Origin of the sequence: Chryseobacterium sp. ZHDP1, from assembly GCF_018603435.1 — a bacterium.
Taxonomy (GTDB): Bacteria; Bacteroidota; Bacteroidia; order Flavobacteriales; family Weeksellaceae; genus Chryseobacterium; species Chryseobacterium indicum.
In genome coordinates, this window is record NZ_CP075682.1 from 3,022,797 (window position 1) to 3,046,122 (window position 23,326).

Consider the following 23,326-nt stretch of genomic DNA (forward strand, 5'->3'; position numbering starts at 1 on the left):
GCTAATTTAACAAATGTTTTTAGAAAATACAATTAATCATTCCAAACAAAGTGGTTGGATGGAAGTTATTTGTGGCTCAATGTTTTCCGGAAAAACCGAAGAGTTGATCAGAAGGCTTAGAAGGGCTGAAATGGCAGGGCAGAATGTGGAGATTTTTAAACCAAAACTGGATACGCGCTATTCGGATGAAGATGTGGTTTCGCACAATCAGAATAAAATCCGAAGCACGGCGGTAGAAAATCCCAGCGAAATTCTTTTGCTGGCTTCCAATTGTCATGTAGTAGGAATTGATGAAGCACAGTTTTTTGATGAAAGCATTGTGGATATAGCCAATCAACTGGCAAACGGCGGAATAAGAGTGGTTATTGCAGGTCTGGATATGGATTTTCTCGGGAGACCTTTCGGACCGATGCCGAATCTGATGGCAACTGCAGAATATGTTACAAAAGTACACGCAATCTGCAGAAGAACGGGAAATCTAGCCAACTATTCTATGAGAACTTCCGAAGGAAAAGATCTTGTAGAACTCGGAGAAACAGAATCTTACGATGCGGTAAGCAGAAGAGTTTTTGTGGATGAAGTTTTGAATAAAAAAGAGATTTAATATCAAATTTATTATTAATTTTGTTTAAAATTTAATAGTGAAAACTATCAGAAAATGATATTAGAAATTAAAAATTACATCAAGATCAGCAATTCTATTGACGAGATTCTGAAAAATTCGCCTTTCAAAATGAAATACATCATCGAGAAAAGCGGAATTTCCGAGCCTACGTTTTTCAGAAAAATGAAAGAGAAAAAATTTCTTCCGGAAGAATTGCTGAAGATTGCGGAAATTATAGAGCCGGAAAAAATTTCGCATGATGATATTCTCAATGCTATTCAGGAAGGTTTAGACGACGTAAAAAACGGACGGATAACTGAACATATGGCAGTGATGAATGAAGCAAAGGAAAGAATTGCAAAAAAGAAAAATGAATATTTTTTGGACAAATAGAGCCAAATCGGATTTAGAAATTCTAGAAGATTTTCTTATTGAAAACTGGGGGTTCGATGTTTTGGAAGATTTTTATGAAATTTTAGAAAGAAAAATTTCTTTGCTTGAAAATGGAAATCTTATTCATCAGAAATATGAAGACACAGCGTTTCACAAATTACTAATTACGAAACACAACTCTATCATTTATGAAATTTCAGGAAATCAAATAAATCTTTTAAATATGATTAATAACTTCCGAAATCCTGATTCTAATTATAACCTAATTACAGAAAAGTAGTTTATGAACTACACGACAAACCATATCGCAGAAATCACCAATGCGAAGATTATTGGAGACAAAAATATAATAATCAGGAATATCGCTTTCGACAGCAGAATTATTTATTCTACTAAAAATACTGCGTTTATAGCGATCAATACTCCAAAAAATTCCGGAGAAAAGTTCATTGAATCTGCTATCGACCGTGGAATAAATGTCATCATTTCCGAACATCATCATCCGCAGTTTGAAAATATTACGTGGATCATTGTTGAAAATTCGGTTGAATTTCTTCAGAAATTAGCTAAATTTCATTTTGAAAATGCTCATTTAAAATCAATCGGAATTACAGGAAGTAACGGAAAAACGATTTTAAAAGAGTGGCTGTATCAATGTCTGTGGAATGAATTTCCAACGGTAAAAAGCCCGAAAAGTTTCAATTCCCAGATCGGACTTCCGCTTTCTCTGCTGCAGATTAATAATTCTCATCAATTAGGAATTTTTGAAGTAGGCATTTCAAAGCCAGACGAAATGGAAAAGCTCGAAAATATTTTCCATCCGCAGATTGGTCTGCTCACTCACATCGGAACTGCTCATCTTGCCAATTTCCAATCGGAAGAGGAGCTGATTGATGAAAAGATCAAATTATTCAAACACTCTGATACGGTTATTTATAACGGAGATAATCCTTTGGTTGACAAAAAAATAAAAGAATTATATTCAAGTAAAAAATTAATTTCTTACGGGTTTAAGGAAGACAACGAAGTTTACTTCAAAAACAATAATTCGAAAAACGAAGATGTAACGGTACATTATTTCGACGAAGAAATTTCTTTTCCGGTTCATCAGAGAGATGAAGCCACTTTAACGAATGCTTTGGCGCTTGTAACGGTTTTAAAGGAACTTGGTATTGAAAACGAAAAGATCGTCGAAAAAATCAACGCTTTAAAGGCTGTTGAAATGAGACTTGAAGCGATTGAAGGAATTGAGAACAATATTGTCATCAACGATTCTTTTAACCTTGATCTTGATTCTCTGAAAACAGCGCTTCAATTTCTCAATGAATACAACAAACCGAAAAAATCTCTGGTTCTTACAGATATTGTAGGGGTAAATTCCAATTCGAAAGAACTGTATGAAGAAGTCTCAGAACTTGTAAACGATCAGAAATTCGATTCTGTTTTCCTGATCGGTGATGAAATATCAAAATTTAGTGAATTATTTAAAGCTAAAACTTTTACTTTTATCAATGCTCAGGAATTAATTGAAAGTAAACACCTTACAGAAATTGAAAATCAGATCATTCTATTAAAAGGGGCAAGAAAATTTGAGATCGAAAGACTTAAAGATCTACTTGAGCTCAGAAAACATGATACGGTTTTAGAAATTAATTTGAATGCCATTCTTCATAACATCAATTACCATAAATCTTTATTAAAACCAGCCACAAAAATGATGGCGATGGTAAAGGCAAATTCTTATGGCTTAGGAAGTTATGAAATTTCAGAATTTTTACAGCATCATCACATAGATTATCTTGGAGTCGCTTTCGTTGATGAAGGCGTAGAACTCAGAAAAAAAGGAATCACAGTTCCTATTGTGGTTATGAATCCTGAACAGCATAGTTATGAAACCGTGATCACCTATAATCTGGAACCGGAAATTTACAGTTTCAGAGTTCTGGAATTATTCTATGAAGCCGTTCAGAAATCGGGATATGATAAAAAATATCCGATTCACATCAAACTGGAAACAGGAATGCATCGTCTTGGTTTTAAAGGCAATGAACTGGATCAGTTAAGTGAGACTTTAAATTCAATGAATGTAAAAGTTCAAAGTATTTTCAGCCATCTTTCTTCTTCAGATTTGCCGGATGAAAAAGAATTTACATTCCATCAGCTTGAAACTTTTGAAAAAAACTCAACCTATTTGATAGAAAAATTGGGGTACACTCCTATCCGACATATTTTAAATTCTTCAGGAATAACCAATTACACCAATCATCAATATGATATGGTAAGAATCGGAATCGGAATGTTAGGAGAATCACCAAATAGTGAAATACAGAAACAGCTGAGATCTGTGGTAAGCTTTAAAACGGTAATCTCTCAAATTTCTTTGGTAGAAAACGGAGAATCAGTTGGTTACAGCCGCAGATTTAAAACAGATCATCAGACGAAAATAGCCACTATTCCTGTAGGATACGCAGACGGAATCCCAAGATTAATCGGAAACCACGTCGGTAATGTAGGAATCCAAAAAACCCTTGCTCCGATTGTAGGAAGCATCTGTATGGACATGATGATGATTAACGTAGATCATATCCCCAATGTAAAGGAAGGCGATACTGTTACCATTTTTAACGCAAAACCCAGTTTAAAAGAATTCGCAGACTACTGCAAAACAATAACCTATGAAGTTTTAACCTCCATTTCGCCCCGCGTGAAACGGATTTATGTAAAAGATTAGCCTATGAGAAAGCTCCTGATGATTTTATTTGCCTTTCAATTGATTATGATTCATTCTCAAGTAAAGAAAGATCTCGTAATCCCGAAAAATCCTAAGATAGGACTTTCTCTCGCAGGTGGCGGAGCTAAAGGATTTTCTCATGTTGGTGTTCTTAAAATACTGGATTCTCTCGGGGTAAAAGTAGATTACATCGCAGGAACAAGTATGGGAGCCATTGTCGGCGGACTGTACGCTTCAGGATATTCCGGAAAAGAGATAGAAAAGATTGTAATGGACACCGATTTCTATTCTTTAATCACTAATCCCAAAGCAAAACGACAGGAAACAACTTTCTTTAATAAATCTGTTGACAAATATCTTTTGTCTATTCCTCTTAAAAACGGAAAAATTACACTGCCCTCTTCCATCAGTTCCGGACAGAAAAATGTCTATCTGCTGAAGGAACTTTTCAAAAATGTTTCCAACATCGATGATTTCTCAAAACTCCCGATTCCTTTTATGTGTGTCGCCACCAATCTGGAAAGCGGCAATATGCAGATTTTTGAAAAAGGAGATCTGGTACAGTCGATTATGGCAAGTTCTGCATTTCCATCACTCATGGATCCTGTAAAAATTAACGACAGTATTTATATTGATGGAGCGATGACGGTGAACTACCCTTCCAAACCTTTAAAAGATAAAGGAATTGATATCGTTATCGGGGTAGATCTCAATCAGGATCTTTCCAAACGTGAAGATCTGAACAGCATTATCGCCATCTTAAATCAGGTCATTGATTTCGGAATTAAAAAAGATACCAAAAGACAATATCAATATACCGATATCAACATTAAACCTAATTTAACAGGCATGACAGCCACAAGCTACGATGATAAGAAAAAAATTCTCGACAGCGGCTACGTAGAAGGCTTAAAATACGTCGATATTCTCGATCAGCTACCCAAGAGACCTTTCGACAGAATAAGACAGCAAATGAGCCCTATTTACTCCAATGTCTACAAAATCGACAGTCTCGAAATTGAAGGAAGCAGAATTTACGGTAAAAATTATGTTTTAGGGAAAATGGGACTGCGGCTCCCTTCTCTCCAAACCTACGGAAGCATCAATAAACAGATTGATAAATTGGTCGCCACCAACAATTACAAATTCATCAATTACGATATAATTTCCGGAAACAATTCAAATTACCTTAAGCTCTACGTTACCGAAGACGATGCAAGACATTTTCTAAAATTCGGATTGCATTACGACGAAATTTTCAAAACCGGACTTCTTTTAAACTATTCAGCAAAACGACTTTTATCTCGAAATTCAAATCTTTCGCTGGACATTGTTGTGGGAGATAAACCCCGATATTATTTAAACTATTTTATTGATAACGGATATATTCCGGGCTTCGGAATTTATTCTTCGGGAATGAGCTTTAATTTGAAAGATGTCAATAACAATGAAGTCGACAAATGGATATGGCTGAGAAATGAAGCTTATATTCAGTCGATCTGGAAAGATAAATTTGCCATTGGCGGCGGAATCAGTCACGATTATTTCGAAGCGGAATTCAACGGAGACAATAAAAGATACAGCAGATTTCTCAATCCGTACGTATTTCTGAAAAGCGATACCCAAAACGACAGAGACTTCCCTACCCGCGGAATTTATATTAACGCAGAAGGAAAAGTAATCGATCTACTAAAATCGGAAGTAGAAAAAAGACTCGTTCAGGTAAAAGCAGATATCAGGATTAATCTTCCGATTTCAAAACAGTTTGCATACAGACTCAATCTTTACGGAGGAATTACCATCGGCGAAAACCTTCCCGACTTTTACAAATACAGACTGGGCGGAATCTTTGAACAGAATATCGTAAACTACAGAAGCTTCTCAGGATTTTATTTTGCTCAGCTGAACAGCAATAATGTGGTTTTAATTTCAAACGACCTTCAGTTTAAATTCAATAAAAACTATTTCCTGAGCGGAAATTTCTCTTTTGCCAACCTTTCCAATGATATAACTTTTGAGGATGCGGTAAAACTAAATTTCAGCTCAGTAGGATTAACGGCTGGATACAAATCTCCTTTCGGGCAGATCAAAATCAACTTCAGCCATTCACTTAAAAACAATCAAAAAGGCATATTCAGTGTTATTTTAGGACACTGGTTTTAATTACGAAATGATACAATTTTTTTACGAAAACTTACCCGAATCGGTAAACACAGAATACAAAAAATGGCTGGAAGACCTTATTCTTTCAGAAGAAAAAAAGTTGGGCGAGATCAATTATATTTTCTGTGACGACGAATATTTACTCAAGGTAAACCAGGATTATTTACAGCACGACTACTATACTGATATCATTACATTTGACTATGTAAAAGGGAAGACCATAAGCGGCGAGATTTTTGTATCTTTGCAGCGCATTTCAGACAACGCTTCTACCCTATCCAGAAATTACGAAGAAGAATTACGGAGAGTTTTGGCTCACGGCATTCTGCACCTTTGCGGATATAAAGATAAAACAGAAGAAGAAGAACTGCAGATGCGAGGAAAAGAAGATCATTATTTAGCAAAATACCATTAAGTTTTTTTAGGAGCTTAATCCCGCTCTCCGCACTCGCTATTTTCTTTTTTCAAAAGAAAATGAGCTCAGACAAATGCTGCGATCGGGGCTAAATAAAGCGCAACAGAACAGATTTAAGACAATAAAATTTACAAATGTTTCACGTGAAACATTTGTAAAAAAGAGTAAAAATTAAGGCTTAAAACAAGCAAAAAAAATGATTTCAGAAATATATGATGTAATCGTAGTCGGTGCCGGTCACGCAGGATGTGAAGCCGCCGCTGCAGCAGCAAATTTAGGTTCAAAAACGTTGCTTATTACAATGAATATGCAGACCATCGGACAGATGAGCTGCAACCCTGCAATGGGTGGAATTGCAAAAGGACAGATCGTAAGAGAGATCGATGCGATGGGAGGATATTCCGGAATTGTAGCAGATAAATCTGCGATCCAGTTCAAGATGCTGAATCTTTCCAAAGGTCCTGCCATGTGGTCACCAAGAACACAAAACGACAGAATGCTTTTCGCAGAAGAATGGCGTTTGGCTTTAGAAAATACACCCAATCTTGATTTCTTTCAGGACATGGTAAAGCAGCTTATTATCGAAAATAATAAAGTTGCCGGAGTGGTTACGTCATTAGGAATAGAGATAAAAGGACGTTCTGTAGTTCTTACCAACGGAACTTTCCTTAATGGTTTGATCCACGTTGGAGATAAACAATTAGGAGGCGGAAGAATGGGCGAACCAAGAGCTTTTGGAATTACAGAACAACTCGTTTCTTTAGGCTTTGAAGCAGGAAGAATGAAGACCGGTACCCCACCCCGCGTAGACGGAAGAAGTCTTGATTATTCTAAAATGGAAGAACAGAAAGGAGATGAAAATCCTCAAAAATTCAGCTATTTAGATACCCCTAAATTAACCAAACAATTAAGCTGTCACATCGTTTATACCAACGAAACCGTACATGATATTTTACGTGAAGGTTTCGACAGAAGCCCAATGTTCAATGGTACGATTCAGAGTTTAGGACCAAGATATTGTCCGAGTATTGAAGATAAGATCAACCGTTTTGCAGAGAGAAACAGACATCAGTTGTTTGTAGAACCTGAAGGTTGGAAAACAGTAGAGATCTATGTAAACGGCTTCAGTTCTTCCCTTCCTGAAGATGTGCAGATCAAAGCAATGAAACATATTCCGGGATTCGAAAACGTAAAGGTATTCCGTCCGGGCTATGCCATTGAATATGACTACTTCCCTCCTACCCAATTGAAGCATACTTTGGAGACAAAATTAATTGATAACTTGTACTTCGCGGGACAGATCAACGGGACAACGGGATACGAAGAAGCAGCCGGACAAGGTCTTATTGCCGGAATTAACGCTCACAACAAAGTAAAAGAACAGGATGAATTTATCCTTAATCGAGACGAAGCTTACATCGGAGTTTTAATTGATGATCTTATCACAAAAGGAACAGAAGAACCGTACAGGATGTTTACCTCAAGAGCAGAATACAGACTTCTTTTAAGACAGGATAACGCAGACATTAGATTAACGCAAAAAGCTTTTGATTTAGGTTTAGCCAAAGAAGAACGCTTAAAAAGAGTGAATGAGAAAGTCGCTCAGAGCGAAGAACTTGAAAGCTTTCTTCGGGAAACCTCTTTAAAGCCGGGAGTAATTAATCCTATTCTGGAAACGATCGAAAGCAGTCCTGTTGATCAGGCTTACAGAGCAGCGCAGATTCTTACAAGACCGAATATGACGTTAGAAAAACTGGATCAGATCGACTTTATCAACGAAGTTTCTTCTAAATTTGATGACGAAGTAAGAGAACAGGCAGAAGTGAATATTAAGTACAGAGGCTATATTGAGAAAGAAAAAGAAAATGTTGCCAAACTAAACCGTCTGGAAAACATAAAAATTCCGGAAGATTTCGATTATACAAAAATCTCAAGTCTTTCTGCAGAAGCAAAGCAGAAGATGACGAATGTAAAACCAAAAACAATTGCACAGGCTGGAAGAATCAGCGGAGTTTCGCCTGCAGATATTAACGTTTTGTTGGTCTATTTAGGACGCTAAAACGAAAATGTTTCACGTGAAACATTCATAAAAATACAATCAAAATTAAGGTATTTATGAGCTTATACAAAGGTCTGAATATCTTAATTTTTAATTTTAAAGAAAAATCAAATGAAAATAAAAGATCATTTTCTATCGCAGGAAATTTTTGAAATTATTGAAACAGATACCAAAGGAGTTTTCAAGACCTCCCCTATTCCATCCAATATTTCAAAATATTATGAAAGTGAAGATTATATTTCCCATCATCAGGATTCCGGAAGTCTCAAAGAAAAACTGTATAAATTTTTACAGTCCTTTAATTTGCAGTACAAAAAAAATATACTTTTAGACCGAATCAGCAAAGGATCAAAAGTATTGGATTATGGTTGCGGAGCCGGAGAATTTGTAAAGTTTATAGAAAATGATTTCGAAACTTTCGGTTTTGAACCGGATGCAGATGCAAGAAAAGCAGCGCAGAATAAAATTTCAAAAGCTGCTATTTTAGATAATATTCATTCCATTGAAGATAAAAGTCTGGACGCAATTACTTTATGGCATGTTTTTGAACATATCGAAAATCAGGACGAGATGCTCGAAATTTTCAACCGTAAATTAAAAGACAAAGGGCTATTAATTATTGCCGTTCCCAATCCTACTTCTTACGATGCGAAACATTATAAAGAATATTGGGCGGCTTATGATGTTCCGAGACACATCTATCATTTTTCAAAAAAAGGCATGGAAAATCTGATTGCCAAAAAACCAAACTGGAAAATGAGAAAAATCAAACCGTTGATTTTAGATTCTTATTACATCTCTATGCTAAGCGAAAAATATAAAAAATCAACCCTGTTTTGGCTAAAAGCAACGATCTTCGGAACGATTTCTAACGTAAAAGCCCTTTTTTCGAACGAATTTTCAAGTTTGATATACATTATCGAAAAAAAGTAGAAAATCGAAATTTAAGCCATTTCTGAAGGTCATTTTTTCAGAATTTGAGCCATGAAAATCAAAATCCCGGGAAATTGTCCGGGATTTTATTTTTTATCGACTCCCCTACCCGAGTCAAATTTTCAGAATATATTTTTCACAAAACTAAATTTTTTGAAAAATCACTCCAGAATTCTAAAATCTGTTAGTAAAAAGTTAGTAACTCAAGATTTGACTCTATTTTTTTTACCCCAACACATTTCGCATAAAGCAAATTTGAATTTTATGTAAAATGAGAAAAATCAAAAATATTTTAAAAATTTCAATTTTTAGCTATTTGAGAATATTGAAAATTTTGATCAATACAATCCATCATTATATTTTTTGAATTTTTTACTAATTTTGAAAATAACGCACATTCGAGTACTAAGTAAAAATGAATCAGTAAAAATTTTGGTCAGTTCTAGAAATTTCAATTTACTGGTAATTTTCAAAATTTGACAAATTATTCTTTGATAAATCAAAAATGAAAATTTTTAATTTGTTCTTCGTATTCTAAACTGAAATTTGAAAATAAAAAATTCTTTTTCATAATAATTAAAAAAACTTTGAGTTCTTCGCTGAGTGAAACGCCTTTGCGAACTTAAAAACAGCTGGTATATAAAAAATCTTTGCGATACTTTGCGTTAAAAAGTAGTAAAATTAATAACACATGATCAAATAAAAAAATTTCAAGTTGAGCAAAAATAAAAAGTCCGCCGAAAAATCAGCGGACTTAAAATATATAAATTAATTTTCTTAATTGTTAATGGCAGCAACACCCGGAAGTTCCAAACCTTCCAGACTTTCCAACATCGCTCCTCCACCGGTAGAAACATAACTTACTTTTTCTCCGTAACCGAATTGCTTCACAAACGCAACACTGTCTCCTCCTCCAACTAAAGAGAAAGCTCCCAATTTTGTAGCTTCGGCAATACTGTCTCCCAACGCAACAGTTCCTGCCGCAAAATTCGACATTTCGAAAACTCCGATCGGTCCGTTCCAAAGAATCGTTCTGGAATTTAACAATACGTCATTGAACTGATCTCTAGATTTCGGACCTGCATCCAGTCCCATCCAACCTTCAGGAATTTCATAAATATCTACTTCTTTTCTGTCGGCATCATTACTGAAACTTTCAGCAATTATTGTATCAGACGGAAGATAAACTTTCACTTTATGTTCCTTCGCTTTTTCTAAAATCTCCAGTGCTAAAGGTAACTTATCTTCTTCCACTAATGAAGTTCCGATCTTTCCGCCTAAAGCCTTAATGAAAGTAAACGCCATTCCTCCTCCGATGATTAAATTATCAACTGCCGGTAAAATATTTTCTATAATGGTAATTTTAGTTGAAACTTTAGAACCACCAAGAATAGCTGTAACAGGTCTTTCACCACTTTTTAATACTTTATCAATCGCATGAAGCTCTTTAGCCATCAATAAACCGAAAAATTTAGTTGATGGGAAAAATTTAGCAATAACCGCTGTTGAAGCGTGCGCTCTGTGAGCTGTCCCGAATGCATCATTTACATACGCATCTGCTAATTTAGAAAGCTGTTCTGCAAAAGCTTCATCGCCTTTTTCCTCTTCGTTATGAAAACGCAGATTCTCCAACAAAAGAATTTCTCCCGGCTTAAGCTCAGAAGCAGCCTTTTCAGCCTTTTCTCCAACACATTCGTCCACAAACTTAACTTCCTGTCCTAAAACCTCAGAAACCTCGTCTACGATATGTTTCAGTGAAAATTCGTCTTTAACCTCTCCTTTTGGTCTTCCCAAGTGAGCCATTAAAATTACAGAACCGCCATCTTTAAGGATTTTATCTACGGTTGGTTTTACCGCAACAATTCTCGTATTGTCTGTTACTTTAAGCTGGTCGTCCTTCGGAACATTGAAATCCACTCTTACAAGCGCCTTCTTTTCATTGAAATTGAAATCATTGATTGTTTTCATATGTACATTTTATATTTTTTCGGGTAAAGTGAACCGACTTTGAGAATCCATTGGCTTCATTTTTTCCGGCAGGTCGAGTTCATTCATTTCGTTCAAATTTTGTTTCACAAATGTAAGATTTTAAAATTTTCAGAACGATTCAAGCTTTGAAAAGTTTTCAAAAAGTTTCCCGCAGACTCATCATTCGTCAATCAACATAATTTCTTTTCTCTTAAAAAAAGAAAAATGATACTGTTGTTGAGTATTGTTAGTTTAGGGGATAAATTTTAATGAAATACTTTACCACATTTAATTTTAAGCCAATTCACAACTTATATACATTGTAATCCATTGATATTAGAGTATTTCACATCGTTATTAACAATTGTGGGTAACTTTCAGAATTTACTATTATTAATAAATATTTTATGGAAAATCCTGAGAATTCTCCCCAATAACTTTGTGAAAAAAAATGTCGGATCTATGAAAGTAAAATTCCATTACAAAATTTTTCAATGTTACGAAACTTTAGTTTTAGAACTTTTTTCAACAGTTACCCACAAGCGTTTTCACAATTAACTCCCAAAAATTTAAGACTTATCCACATTATACTTAACTTTGTGTGGAATAAATCTATTAAAGGCTTAATACAAGTATTATGAAAAGAAAAATAGCAATTGCTGCAGACCACGCAGGCTATGAATACAAGGAGATTGTTAAGAACTATCTTTCTGAACGATTTGAAATTCAGGATTTTGGTACGTTTTCCACAGACAGTGTGGATTATCCGGACTTTGTACATCCGGCAGCTACGTCGGTTGAAAACGGAGAAAATGAACTGGGAATTTTGCTGTGCGGAAGCGGAAATGGAGTTCAGATCACCGCCAACAAACATCAGAAGATTCGCTGTGCTCTTTGCTGGATGCCGGAGATTGCTTCCTTGGCAAGACAGCACAACGATGCCAATATGATTTCGATCCCTGCAAGATTCATATCAAAGGAATTGGCTATTGAAATTGCTGAAAAATTCCTTTCTACAGACTTTGAAGGAGGCAGACATCAGAACAGAGTTGATAAAATTGCATTCTGCTAAAAGTATAAAGGCTTGTAAATCAATTTGCAAGCCTTATTTATTTTTTATTTTGTATATTTGCAGCGTCCAATAGAAATTACCATCTATTATTTCCATACAAGCCTGTAGAAAATTTAAAAACACATTATTAAAAGGTTTTTCTCCACTCTTCTCCATATTTGTATTAAATTTATACAAAACTAAAACTTCCGTTGTAGAATAAATGGAAGGAAAATTGATGGGTTTTTACCAATAAACTAAACTTTAAGATTTAAAAATCTTACGATTATTCGGTATTTTTAAATCATTCTGATTGAAATGATCGGAATTAAAATTAACTAATTACAAATTAAAATGGCAAAAAAAAGAAAATATATAAGTCAGAAAAACGAACATAAACTAAAGGAAATCGGAAGACTGATCCTTAGATTTATGAATGAAAATTCGACGAAAGTCTACAACTATAAGCAGATTGCAGACGGAATAGATTATAAGAATCCGAGACAGAGAGAACTTGTGATTCAGGCATTGCACAGATTGCAGGCTGCCGAAAGAATAAAAGAAGCCGAAAAAGGAAAATACGTTCTTAACCTTAATATTAAAGGAACATTAACAGGAATTATCGATTTCAACCAGTCCGGTAATGCTTATGTAAATGTGGAAGGTCTTGAAGATGATATTTTTATACACTCAAAGAATGTAAAAGATGCTTTACAGGGAGATAAAGTATTAATTGTAACCTACACTTACAAAGGTAAAAAGCTGGAAGGCTCTGTTCTTGAAGTTCTGGAAAGAACGAGAACGGAATTCGTGGGAACTTTGCAGATCGTTCCTCATAAAGATTTTGGTTTTGTGGTTTGTGATAAAAAGACCATTAATACCGATATTTTTGTTCCAAAACCTAAATTCGGAGGTGCGGAAGACGGCAATAAAGTGATCGTAAAAATGACGGAATGGAGACCGGGAGATAAAAATCCGGAAGGAGAAATTATCCAGGTTTTAGGAGCTCCCGGTGAGCATGAAACGGAGATCCACTCTATTCTTGCCGAATACGGACTGCCGTACGAATTCCCTGAAGAAGTGGAAAGAGATGCGGATAAAATCGACAGAAGCATTAACGAAGAAGAAGTTGCAAAGCGATGGGATATGCGTGGAATTACAACTTTCACCATCGACCCGAAAGATGCAAAAGATTTTGATGATGCGTTATCCATCAGAAAATTAGACAACGGAAACTGGGAAATCGGAGTTCATATTGCCGATGTTTCGCATTATGTGGTTCCGGGAACAATTCTGGATGATGAAGCTTACCAGAGAGCGACTTCAGTATATCTGGTAGACCGTGTTGTACCGATGCTTCCGGAAGTTTTAAGTAATGATGTCTGTTCGCTTCGTCCGCACGAAGATAAATTTACTTTTTCAGCCGTTTTTGAGCTGAATGACAAAGCTGAAATCAAAAAACAGTGGTTCGGAAGAACGGTAATACATTCAGACAGACGATTTACGTACGAAGAAGCGCAGGAAAGAATTGAAGGAAAAGACGGTGATTTCAAAGAAGAAATCCTCGTTTTGGATCAACTGGCAAAAATCATGCGTCAGAAAAGAATCAAAGACGGAGCGATTACTTTTGACAGAAGTGAAGTACGGTTCAATCTGGATGAAAACAACGAGCCTGTTGGAGTTTACTTTAAAATAAGCAAAGATTCCAATCATTTGATCGAAGAATTTATGCTGTTGGCGAACAAAAAAGTATCGGAATTTGTTTCTCTGAACAAGAGAGGGGAAATTTCACAGAATACCTTTATTTACAGGGTTCACGACGATCCGGATCCTGCAAAACTGGAATCTTTGAGAGATTTTGTTTCGACTTTCGGATATAAAATGGACTTAGCAAATACCAAAAAAGTAGCAGAATCTTTAAACAAATTACTGCATGATGTAAAAGGTAAAGGCGAAGAAAATATGATCGAAACTCTGGCGATGCGAAGCATGAGCAAGGCGGTTTATTCTACAGAACCTATCGGTCACTACGGATTGGGATTCGATTATTACAGCCACTTCACCTCTCCTATCCGTCGTTATCCGGATTTAATTGCGCACAGATTATTGCAGCATTATCTTGATGGCGGAAAATCTCCGAACAAGGCAGATCTTGAAGAAAAAGCAAAACACTGCAGTTATATGGAAAGACTGGCAGCAGATGCGGAAAGAGATTCGATAAAATTCATGCAGGTGAAATTTATGGAGAAACATTTGGGAGAAACTTTCAACGGGGTTATTTCGGGTGTTGCGGAATTCGGTTTCTGGGTAGAAATTCCGGAAAACGGTGCGGAAGGATTAATCAAATTAAGAGATTTAACCGACGATTCTTACTCTTATGATGCAAAAACCCACGCTGTGTACGGAAACAGGCATGGTAAAAAATACCAGTTGGGAGATCAGGTTCAGATTAAAGTGGTAAAGGCAAATCTGATTCAAAAACAATTGGATTTCAAGATTGTTGATTAATGACTAAAATTGATAAATATATTGTTTTTAGTATTCTTAATGCCATTTTGGTATTTACTGTAATATTTAAAACGGTATTTAATTTTTATTGGTTTGCAGGAATTATTATTATTCTGGTTATTATAAGTAATATTTTGATCAGTAAAAATATTATCAGAATAGGAGCTTTAGGTAAAAATTATTTCTTTGGAGTCACATTTCCAATGATCATAAATGCCTTTTTTCTGATTAATTATATAACCGGAATGAATCCTCAGAAAGAAACATATTGCTTTAAGAATATGATCGCTGAAGTTGGAGGAAGAGGCAGTCATCAAAAAGGAAAGACAACTTATATTTATTTAAGTGACAATGCTTATGAATACTCTTACATGACAAGAAGTTTCTTTATTGATTATAAAAGGATGTTATTTAAAAATCAAATTACTTATACTTTTGAAAGGGGTATTTTTGGTTTAAAGATCAGAACAGATTATGAATTCAAATACAATGAAAATTGTTTAAATGATCCGTATTAAAAATATAAGATAAATTATTAAGCCACTATTAACAGTGGCTTTTGTTTTTAATAACATCAAATCATTTTCATATTTGCTTTTTACAACATAAAAACTAACTTTGTATAAATAGATGAAATTATTTCATTGAAAACACCACTGAATGTTTGAACTTATATTATCTGCCATCGTTTTAGGATTCATGCTGAGTCTGGTTTTTATAGGACCGATTTTTTTCCTTTTAATTGAAACCAGCTTTTCGAGAGGTCCGAAACATGCTTTAGCACTGGATTTAGGCGTTATTTCTGCAGATCTTCTGTGTATTTTGGCTGCTTATTATGCGAGTGCAGATATTGTAACACTTATTGATAAACATCCCGGATTTTACAGGATTACCGCCATTCTGATCTTTGTGTATGGAATTGTGATGATGGTTACCAAAACCAAGATGCATATTCCCGGAGAAGAAAAATTCATCAATCAGAACTATTTTAAAACATTCGTCAACGGTTTTTTCTTTAATCTTCTGAATGTCGGAGTCATCCTTTTTTGGCTTGTCACCGTTATTTCGGTGAGAAATCAGTATCCGGATACCAGTAATTTCATTTTATACATCGGAATCGTCATCGGAACGTATCTCTTTATCGATCTGGTAAAAATATTCCTTGCGAAGCAGTTTCACGACAGACTTACCCAAAAATTAGCCAACAGAATCAGAAGAATTGTTGGCGGAATTCTCATCATATTCAGTTTCTTTATTTTCTTGCAGAGCTTTAAGAAATTTAATCAGTTTGATAAAAGACTGGAAGAAGCAGAGAAAACTGAAGTAAAATACAAAAAGACAAATGAATAAAATAATCTTTCCCAAATCCCTGAAAAAAGGCGATAAAATAGCCATTATTTCTCCCGCAGGATCCGTAGAATCTTCCCAGCTTGAAAAGGGAATCGAAATGATTAAAAGTAAAGGTTTCGAACCCGTTTTGGGAGAACATCTTTACACGAAATATGCAAACGGATACAATTACGCAGGAACGGAGCAGGAAAGATTAAAAGACATGAACTGGGCACTCAACGACAGCGAAATTTCTGCAGTATGGGCTTCAAGAGGCGGTTACGGTTGTCAGCATCTCATTCAGGAGCTTAATCTTAAAAACTTTGCCAAAAATCCGAAATGGTACATTGGCTATTCAGACAATACGGTGATCCAGAGTTATCTGCTGAAAAGAGGTTTTGCATCGATTCATGGACAGACAGTAAAAACATCGAGCTTTGGTGTTACCGAAGAAAGCTACGATCTTATTTTTAATGTCTTAAAAGGAAAATCTCTTACATATACCCTCTCCTCTCATCAGTTCAACAAAAAAGGAAACGGTGAAGGACAGTTGGTCGGTGGAAATTTAGCCTTGATTTATGCGCTTTTAGGAACGAAATATTCCTTTGATTTTAAAGATAAAATTCTTTTCATTGAAGATATCGGCGAAAATTTTTATGCTCTCGACAGAATGATTATGAGCCTTGAATTAGCCGGAGTTTTTAATAAAATTTCTGGTTTGATTATCGGTGGAATGACCAATATGGGCGATGAAAAAGAAAATAAACAATACGAAGAAAGCTTTGATGAATTTGCCTACAAGTTAATTACCGACAGAATTTCAAAGTATGAGTTCCCAACAGTTTTCGGTTTCCCGAATGGACATATCAAAGACAACAGACCGTTGATTATTGGTGGAAATGTGAGATTGGAGGTTAAGAATAAGGCTAAGATTGAGTTTTAAAACGGACAAAATGAAGAGAGCATCTAAATGAATATTTTGGATAAAAATATAATTAAAGGCATTCTCTTTATATTATTTCTGATAACTTTGAGTGTATATTTTATCTTTTTTAAAAGAAATTTGAAGTTAGAGTATACAGAGAAATGTCCTTGTAAAAACCAACACTATACTTTATATCAATATAGAGACACAGGGAAATTATTTGATGATAGTAAATTTGATTTTACACATTATAAAACCTTTAAATTAGAGAATAATTTAGGTTTTACAATTGATAAATTAATTCATATTGATGCAAATAAATTGGATGATACAATTTCGTTATATTCAAATCTCGAACAGTCTAGCCTTTCTACAACACAATTTTACTGGGATTGCAAAAATAAAGAGGTTTGGATTTCAAGAAAACAGAAATTATCTTTTAAGTAATGGCAGATCACAACGATTTTGGTAAAAAAGCAGAAGAATTGGCCGCTGAATATTTACAGAAAAACGGCTACAAAATTCTGGTAAGAAACTTTCGGTATCAGAAAGCAGAACTGGATTTGGTTGCCGAAAAAGATAGTTTAATTGTGGTCGTTGAAGTAAAGGCGCGTTCAACCGATGTGTTTAATCTTCCACAGGAAGCCGTAAACAAACGAAAGATTAAGTTGATTGTTTCGGCTGCCAATTATTTCATGGAAGAATACAATAAAAATCAGGAAGTGCGATTTGATATCATTTCCGTTCTTCCCGACGAAAATAAAAATCTGATGATCGAACATATCACTGATGCTTTTGAAGCATTTGACGCCAACTGAGTATGCAGAATATACATTGGGAAACAATATACAACGCTGTAGGATACGTTTTAAAGAATTATCCTTTAAAAATTGTTCTTTTCTGCTTCCTTTTCCTTGTTTTAGGTTTGCTGATAAGTTCATTTCTGGTCATCATCCTAAAAAAATACAAAGCTTTATCGCGCAGCCAGAAATACTACAACTGGTTTGTTAAACTTTATATTCCTGCCATTTTTATTGTCAACATCGTTTTTTCTTTAAAAATTGGATTATTTTGTGGAGTGTATTCTGCATTAAAGAAAGACAGTTATTCCATTTCCGAGCAGGTCTATAATTCCAGTACATACTATATCTTTAAAGACAACAGGTTTAAAAAAGTTTTTATTGAAGACCTCAGAAAAGTTGTTAAAGATCTCAGTCAGAAAAATAACAACACAAAGATTAAAGTCATTGATATCGCGAAAGCATACCACATTAAAAATGATATGATAGATCTTCCAAAAAACTGGATGGCTTCCATGTTTGTGAATCGGTATGGAGATAAAATCTATTCATTCATTATATATGGAATTTTGGATTCCGTTCCCAATGGAGGTATTACGAATGAGCTTTCTTATGGAGAGTTTAATACGATATCAGAAAAACTTGTGGTACTTAACCCTGAAAATATTGAAAAATCCATCGTTCAGAAAATTCAGAATCTCTTCTTAATGATTTTAAAATCGCAGTTTAAGACCATTTTAAAAGGAATTTTATTGATCTGGGTGCTTTTAATGTGTATTCCATGGTTTGAATTTTGGATCTATACACTTCTGATGAAAAGATTAAAAGACCATAATACAATTCAAAAATAAAAAGTAAAAATGAAAACAATATTAATTACCGGAGCAACATCCGGAATCGGAAAATCTACCGCCGAACTTCTGGCAAAACAGGAAAACAGAATAATTATCTGCGGAAGAAGGTCGGAAGTTCTGGAAAATGTAAAAAAAGAACTTTCACAATATACCGAAATATTTAGTTTAAAATTCGATGTCAGAAATCTGGAAGAAGTGGAAACAGCGATCAGTTCTCTTCCTTCGGAATGGAAAAATATCGATGTTTTAGTTAACAATGCCGGAAATGCTCATGGATTAGATCCTTTGTTTGCCGGAAAAACAGATGATTGGGATTCTATGATCGACGGAAATGTGAAAGGACTTCTGTATGTTTCTAAAATGATTATTCCCGGAATGAAAGAACGAAATTCAGGACATATCGTCAACATCAGTTCCGTTGCTGCGAGACAGACTTATGCAAATGGTGTAGTTTATTGTGCTACAAAGAAAGCAGTAGATGTTATTTCCGAAGGAATGCGTATCGAACTTACGGAATTCGGAATTAAAGTAACAAATATTCAGCCGGGAGCGGTAGAAACAGACTTTTCAATGGTAAGATTTAAAGGAGACAGCGAAAGAGCAGCAACGGTTTACGCCGGTTATGAACCTCTGAAAGCTGAAGATATTGCAGATTCAATCGCTTACTGCGTCAATGCTCCGAAACACGTCTGTATTTCGGATATGACGATCTACCCTTCTGCTCAGGCAGAACCAAGAACCATCCACAGAAAGCTTTAATCTGAGTTTTTTCAAAATGAAACTTTTACCCTTCTTACTCTGTTTCTATTGTATTTTCGGATATGCCCAGAAATATTCTAAAGACGAAAAACAACTGCTTTTTCAGACAAGAAAACTTGATTCTCTGATACAGAATAACGATTCCAAAGTTTTAGATTTGTTCAAAGATAATGTTTCTTTCGGGCATTCCAATGGATGGATTCAGAACTATTCGGATTTTAAAAGAGATTTCAGTTCGAAAAAAGTCATTTATGATAAGATTGAACAGATTGAAATTTCAGAGCTTAAAAAAGATAAAAATATCTGCTCACTGAGAAGAAAAATAAAAGTTTCAGGAACCTACAAAAGCCAGAAATTCGAAATGATTCTTGCATTGCTGGAAATCTGGAAAAAGAGAAATCGGTATGGAAACTCTGGAGCAGGCAAAGTGTGGAAATAAAGCCATAAATTTGCACTGAAACAATCAATTTGGATTTTGTTGTTGATTTTAAATTTGAAAAATGAAAATTCTATATCTCGAAACCTCGTCAAAAAACTGTTCTGTTGCCATTTCCGATAATGAAAAACTGTTGTGTGTAACGGAAGAAGTTTCTGAAAACTACAAACAGTCCGAAAGTCTGCATACTTTTGTAGAATGGGCTTTGGAAGGAGCCGGAATTTCCATGAAGGAGATTGAAGCGGTTTGTCTTGGGAAAGGACCCGGTTCTTATACCGGATTGAGAATTGGTGCGGCTTCTGCAAAAGGCTTTTGCTACGGACTGAAAATTCCATTGATTGCAGTAAATTCTATGGAAAGTATCATAGAGCCTTTTTTAGATCAAAACTACGATTTGATAATACCTTTAGTTGATGCAAGACGAATGGAGGTTTATACGGCCGTTTATGACGGGAAAACAGGCAAAGAAATTTTTGCAACAGAGGCTAAGATTTTAGATGAAACATCTTTTGAAGAATTCAAAGATAAAAAAATACTGTTTGCAGGAGACGGAGCCAAGAAAGCAAAAGAGATTTTACAGCTTCCAAATGCCGTATTTGATGAAAATTCCTATCCTTCTGCAAAATATTTAGTAAAAAAAGCACTTGCAAAAATAGAGCAGAAAGAATTTGAGGACATTGCTTATTTTGAGCCTTTCTATCTCAAAGATTTTCATGGAGTAAAGAAAAAAAATAAAAGCGAAGAGTAGTTCTTCGCTTTTTATTTTTACTGTGGTTTTGCCGGTACTGTATTGGCGGGCATATTATTCGGTTTTTTTGGAGGACCGTTTCCATTATTGTTCATTTGCTGGCTCTGGGAATTATTTCCCTGCATTTTCTGAGTTTTGCCAATCTCATTATTCTGCTGCATCGGTTGCTGAGGAATATTGCTTCCAGAATTCCCCGGATTTTGAGGGATCGAATTTCCTCTGTTGTCAGTAGCCTGAAAGCTAAGATCACTTTTCAGATAATTAAGCATTTCTTTGGCTTTCTCGCCTTCCGGAGTTTTACCGTAATTCAGGGCAATCTGTTCCAGTTGGAGAATCATTACCTCTTTCCCACTCGATTTTCCTGAGTTAAATGCATTCAGCAAATATAATTTCGGAACTAAAGCATCTTTCGGATTTTGCTGTATCGTACGGTCAATAAGATCTTTACTTTCCCCGAACTTTTCAGATTCATATAAGGCAAATGCCTGTTTATACTGGTTTTCTACATCTGCAGAAGATTTTACGAAAGAATTGCTCTTAGGATTTCTTGCAAATTCAGCGTATGATGTATAAGGATAATCCTTTAAAAGAATTTGTTTTGCTCTTTCCGAAGCTTGTGGATTTTTTTCATAATTCATGGCAAAAATCTCGTATAAAGCCTGCAGCATTACTTTTTCTTCAGGTTTTACATCCACCAGATCATACAGGGTTTTTGTAGCTAAAGGGGTATTGGTAAAATAATTCTGATACATGATTCCCAAACCTAGAGAAGCGGTATCTCTGTCCTTTTTCAGCTGATCCAGTTTTGCAACATCCGTCGGAATCTGCTCTATGTAAAAAGCCGGTTCAAAACGTCTCGGATTTGGTGCTGCAGTAGTTCCCAAAGCATCATTCTTTAAATCTTCAATAGTAGCCATTTTCTTGGAAAAACGCCAGTTATCTACCAAAGCTCTGTCGCCCCAGGTCTGTTTAAAGGTCTGTGTTCCTTTAGAAACGATTCCTGTATTACTGAAATAAAATCCTTTGGTTGCCACTCCGAAATCTTCAAAAGAATTTGAGCTGTTGGCAAATATGGAAGTTGCATTATAATCTCCCGTATCAAATCCTTTGCTTCTTTCTGCACGTTTTCTTTCCAGTTCTTCTCTTTCTTCTTTTGCCTTGATTTTAGCAATGTATTTATTGAAAAAATCTGTTTTCTGATCGGTAGACATTTTTGCCAGATTAAGAATACTGTCGTTCTTTTTGATCAGATAATAGTTTTTTGAAATCTTTTTGATGTAGGTTGACTGATCCGTAAGAAGAACCTTGGAAGGTTCATACGTCATTACCGCCAATGCAGAATCATAATAGGCTCCGGCTCCGATGTAGTCGTTTTTATCCAGATATCCCTTCCCGATTTCATAGTATGTAAGACCTCGGATCTGCCCGTCGGAAACTTTTTCTTTCAGAGATTTTCTGAAAAATTCCTGAGCTTCCTCTTTTTTTCCGGCTTTATTTGCCATGAGTCCCAAAGCATAATAAAATTCATTCTTTCGCGATCCGTAAGTTCCTTTTTTACTGATGTCTTCAAGGTATTTTCTTGCTCCGCTGTAATCTCCGTTTCCGTTGAAGGTTTTGGCAATTTCGATCTGGGATTTTACCTCAAATTCAAAATCATTGGCGTATTTATAAGCAGCCATAAAGCTTTCTCTGGCTTTCTCATTCTGGTTAAGCCCTTCCAGAACCTGACCTCTCAGATAAGCAATTCTGCTCTTTAGTTTTCTGTTGCTGTTCAGTTCAAAAGCATTATCCAGCTCTTTTACTGCTTCTTCTTTTTTTCCGGCATCCAAAAGAGATTCAGCGTAATAAATGCTTAATAATTTTTCGTATTGCTTGGAAATTTTATCCCCTTTTAATTTGGCAAAAGTCTCATGAGCTTTATGGTAATTTTTGATCTGATCATACGCTAAACCCTGATAAATTCTGGCTAAAGGAAGCCTTTTATCATCCTTCATGTGCGTAAAAACATAATTAAGCGCATCAAGTGCTTCAAGAGATTTTCCCCTGTAAATTCTCGCCTGTGCAAGAATCATATACGCATCAAAAATCTGTTTGTTTTGCTCTTCTCCATGTCTCAGTACGGAATATTTGTTGATTGCTTTCAAAGCTTTTGCTTCTGCAATTTCCAGAGTCGTTGCTCCTTTTTGTTCGGGCTGGCTCGGCTCTCCTGTAGCTGAACCCGGCCCACCTGACATCGGATTTCCGGGCATTCCTGAAGGTATTCCCGGAGTACGGCCGCCGCGGGAATCGCTGTTTTGCTGAGGACGGTTGATCTCTCCCATTTTCATGGAGTTTTCTGCAAATGCAGCAGACTGTCCCAGATCACTTCCCAAAGGCTGATCTTCATAGGTAAGAATGGGAATATAAGGCGCATAAAAATTATCTTTATGTCCTTTATCGCGGGTCTCAAACTCATTATTTAAAGCATCTTTTGCATTAAATAATGTGTTGTAATATGTGGTAAATCCTTTCATAAACTTAGACCGCTGCTCCGGCTTTTTCACCTTAGTGGCGCATGAAGCAACGATACAGAGTATCAAAAGGAATAAAATATTCTTTTTCATTATTAAATATAACTCGCTAATCTACTTTTTATTATCAGTAGAATTGA

The 23,326-nt window shown here is 35.4% G+C and carries 21 protein-coding genes; 19 read left to right on the forward strand and 2 right to left on the reverse strand.

Going from position 1 to position 23,326, the window contains the following annotated elements; all coding sequences use genetic code 11:
- Positions 1-13: 13 nt before the first annotated feature.
- The 8 genes from KKI44_RS13705 to KKI44_RS13740 all read left to right on the forward strand — a co-directional run bounded on the left by KKI44_RS13705 (position 14) and on the right by KKI44_RS13740 (position 9,298).
- Complete coding sequence (locus KKI44_RS13705) at positions 14-604, forward strand: thymidine kinase (protein ID WP_214587788.1); 591 nt, start codon at positions 14-16, stop codon at positions 602-604.
- Positions 605-658: 54 nt separating this feature from the next.
- A complete protein-coding gene (locus KKI44_RS13710; RefSeq protein WP_076391047.1) occupies positions 659-997 on the forward strand; it encodes a hypothetical protein in 339 nt (112 codons plus the stop codon).
- Entirely contained in the window at positions 975-1,277 is a 303-nt protein-coding gene (locus tag KKI44_RS13715) for a type II toxin-antitoxin system RelE/ParE family toxin (RefSeq protein ID WP_108408670.1), read from the forward strand. The genes KKI44_RS13710 and KKI44_RS13715 overlap by 23 nt, the downstream gene beginning before the upstream one ends.
- A 3-nt stretch (positions 1,278-1,280) precedes the next feature.
- The gene (locus KKI44_RS13720; protein WP_214587789.1) at positions 1,281-3,728 is read left to right on the forward strand and encodes a bifunctional UDP-N-acetylmuramoyl-tripeptide:D-alanyl-D-alanine ligase/alanine racemase; all 2,448 of its coding nucleotides are present in this window, start codon (positions 1,281-1,283) and stop codon (positions 3,726-3,728) included.
- Positions 3,729-3,731: 3 nt separating this feature from the next.
- Positions 3,732-5,891 (forward strand): patatin-like phospholipase family protein, encoded by a 2,160-nt coding sequence (locus tag KKI44_RS13725; protein ID WP_214587790.1) that lies wholly within the window; start codon positions 3,732-3,734, stop codon positions 5,889-5,891.
- A 7-nt stretch (positions 5,892-5,898) separates the two neighbouring features.
- Positions 5,899-6,306: an rRNA maturation RNase YbeY gene (gene ybeY, locus KKI44_RS13730; protein ID WP_076391051.1), complete on the forward strand. Its 408-nt coding sequence runs from the start codon at positions 5,899-5,901 to the stop codon at positions 6,304-6,306.
- A 196-nt stretch (positions 6,307-6,502) separates the two neighbouring features.
- Positions 6,503-8,365: a tRNA uridine-5-carboxymethylaminomethyl(34) synthesis enzyme MnmG gene (gene mnmG, locus KKI44_RS13735; protein ID WP_214587791.1), complete on the forward strand. Its 1,863-nt coding sequence runs from the start codon at positions 6,503-6,505 to the stop codon at positions 8,363-8,365.
- A gap of 111 nt (positions 8,366-8,476) precedes the next feature.
- Positions 8,477-9,298, forward strand: a complete 822-nt coding sequence (locus KKI44_RS13740) for a class I SAM-dependent methyltransferase (RefSeq protein ID WP_214587792.1) — start codon at positions 8,477-8,479, stop codon at positions 9,296-9,298.
- Positions 9,299-10,075: 777 nt separating this feature from the next.
- Here the strand turns inward: KKI44_RS13740 and KKI44_RS13745 are convergent.
- Positions 10,076-11,266, reverse strand: coding sequence for a phosphoglycerate kinase (locus tag KKI44_RS13745; RefSeq protein WP_214587793.1), 1,191 nt, complete (start codon positions 11,264-11,266; stop codon positions 10,076-10,078).
- A 637-nt stretch (positions 11,267-11,903) separates the two neighbouring features.
- On the opposite strand from KKI44_RS13745, the gene rpiB reads away from it, so the two are divergent.
- The 11 genes from rpiB (at position 11,904) to tsaB (ending at position 20,676) form a co-directional block, all read left to right on the forward strand.
- Positions 11,904-12,338, forward strand: a complete 435-nt coding sequence (gene rpiB, locus KKI44_RS13750) for a ribose 5-phosphate isomerase B (protein ID WP_116098708.1) — start codon at positions 11,904-11,906, stop codon at positions 12,336-12,338.
- A 333-nt stretch (positions 12,339-12,671) separates the two neighbouring features.
- Positions 12,672-14,825 (forward strand): ribonuclease R, encoded by a 2,154-nt coding sequence (gene rnr, locus KKI44_RS13755; protein ID WP_214587794.1) that lies wholly within the window; start codon positions 12,672-12,674, stop codon positions 14,823-14,825.
- The gene (locus KKI44_RS13760) at positions 14,825-15,343 is read left to right on the forward strand and encodes a hypothetical protein (RefSeq protein ID WP_214587795.1); all 519 of its coding nucleotides are present in this window, start codon (positions 14,825-14,827) and stop codon (positions 15,341-15,343) included. The genes rnr and KKI44_RS13760 overlap by 1 nt, the downstream gene beginning before the upstream one ends.
- Before the next feature lie 142 nt (positions 15,344-15,485).
- The gene (locus tag KKI44_RS13765; protein ID WP_076391058.1) at positions 15,486-16,175 is read left to right on the forward strand and encodes a LysE family translocator; all 690 of its coding nucleotides are present in this window, start codon (positions 15,486-15,488) and stop codon (positions 16,173-16,175) included.
- Positions 16,168-17,097: an LD-carboxypeptidase gene (locus KKI44_RS13770; RefSeq protein WP_214587796.1), complete on the forward strand. Its 930-nt coding sequence runs from the start codon at positions 16,168-16,170 to the stop codon at positions 17,095-17,097. Before KKI44_RS13765 ends, KKI44_RS13770 begins: the two co-directional genes overlap by 8 nt.
- A 27-nt stretch (positions 17,098-17,124) precedes the next feature.
- On the forward strand, positions 17,125-17,526 hold the full coding sequence (locus KKI44_RS13775) for a hypothetical protein (RefSeq protein WP_214587797.1): 402 nt from the start codon (positions 17,125-17,127) through the stop codon (positions 17,524-17,526).
- Positions 17,526-17,897 (forward strand): YraN family protein, encoded by a 372-nt coding sequence (locus KKI44_RS13780; protein WP_214587798.1) that lies wholly within the window; start codon positions 17,526-17,528, stop codon positions 17,895-17,897. Before KKI44_RS13775 ends, KKI44_RS13780 begins: the two co-directional genes overlap by 1 nt.
- Positions 17,898-17,899: 2 nt before the next feature.
- Entirely contained in the window at positions 17,900-18,730 is an 831-nt protein-coding gene (locus KKI44_RS13785) for a hypothetical protein (protein ID WP_214587799.1), read from the forward strand.
- Positions 18,731-18,739: 9 nt separating this feature from the next.
- Positions 18,740-19,492 (forward strand): SDR family NAD(P)-dependent oxidoreductase, encoded by a 753-nt coding sequence (locus KKI44_RS13790; RefSeq protein WP_214587800.1) that lies wholly within the window; start codon positions 18,740-18,742, stop codon positions 19,490-19,492.
- A 16-nt stretch (positions 19,493-19,508) separates the two neighbouring features.
- Positions 19,509-19,931, forward strand: coding sequence for a hypothetical protein (locus KKI44_RS13795; protein WP_214587801.1), 423 nt, complete (start codon positions 19,509-19,511; stop codon positions 19,929-19,931).
- Positions 19,932-19,992: 61 nt separating this feature from the next.
- Positions 19,993-20,676 (forward strand): tRNA (adenosine(37)-N6)-threonylcarbamoyltransferase complex dimerization subunit type 1 TsaB, encoded by a 684-nt coding sequence (gene tsaB, locus KKI44_RS13800; protein WP_214587802.1) that lies wholly within the window; start codon positions 19,993-19,995, stop codon positions 20,674-20,676.
- Between the two features lie 17 nt (positions 20,677-20,693).
- Here tsaB and KKI44_RS13805 read toward each other — a convergent pair whose 3' ends face one another.
- Entirely contained in the window at positions 20,694-23,279 is a 2,586-nt protein-coding gene (locus tag KKI44_RS13805; RefSeq protein WP_214587803.1) for a tetratricopeptide repeat protein, read from the reverse strand.
- Positions 23,280-23,326: the final 47 nt, after the last annotated feature.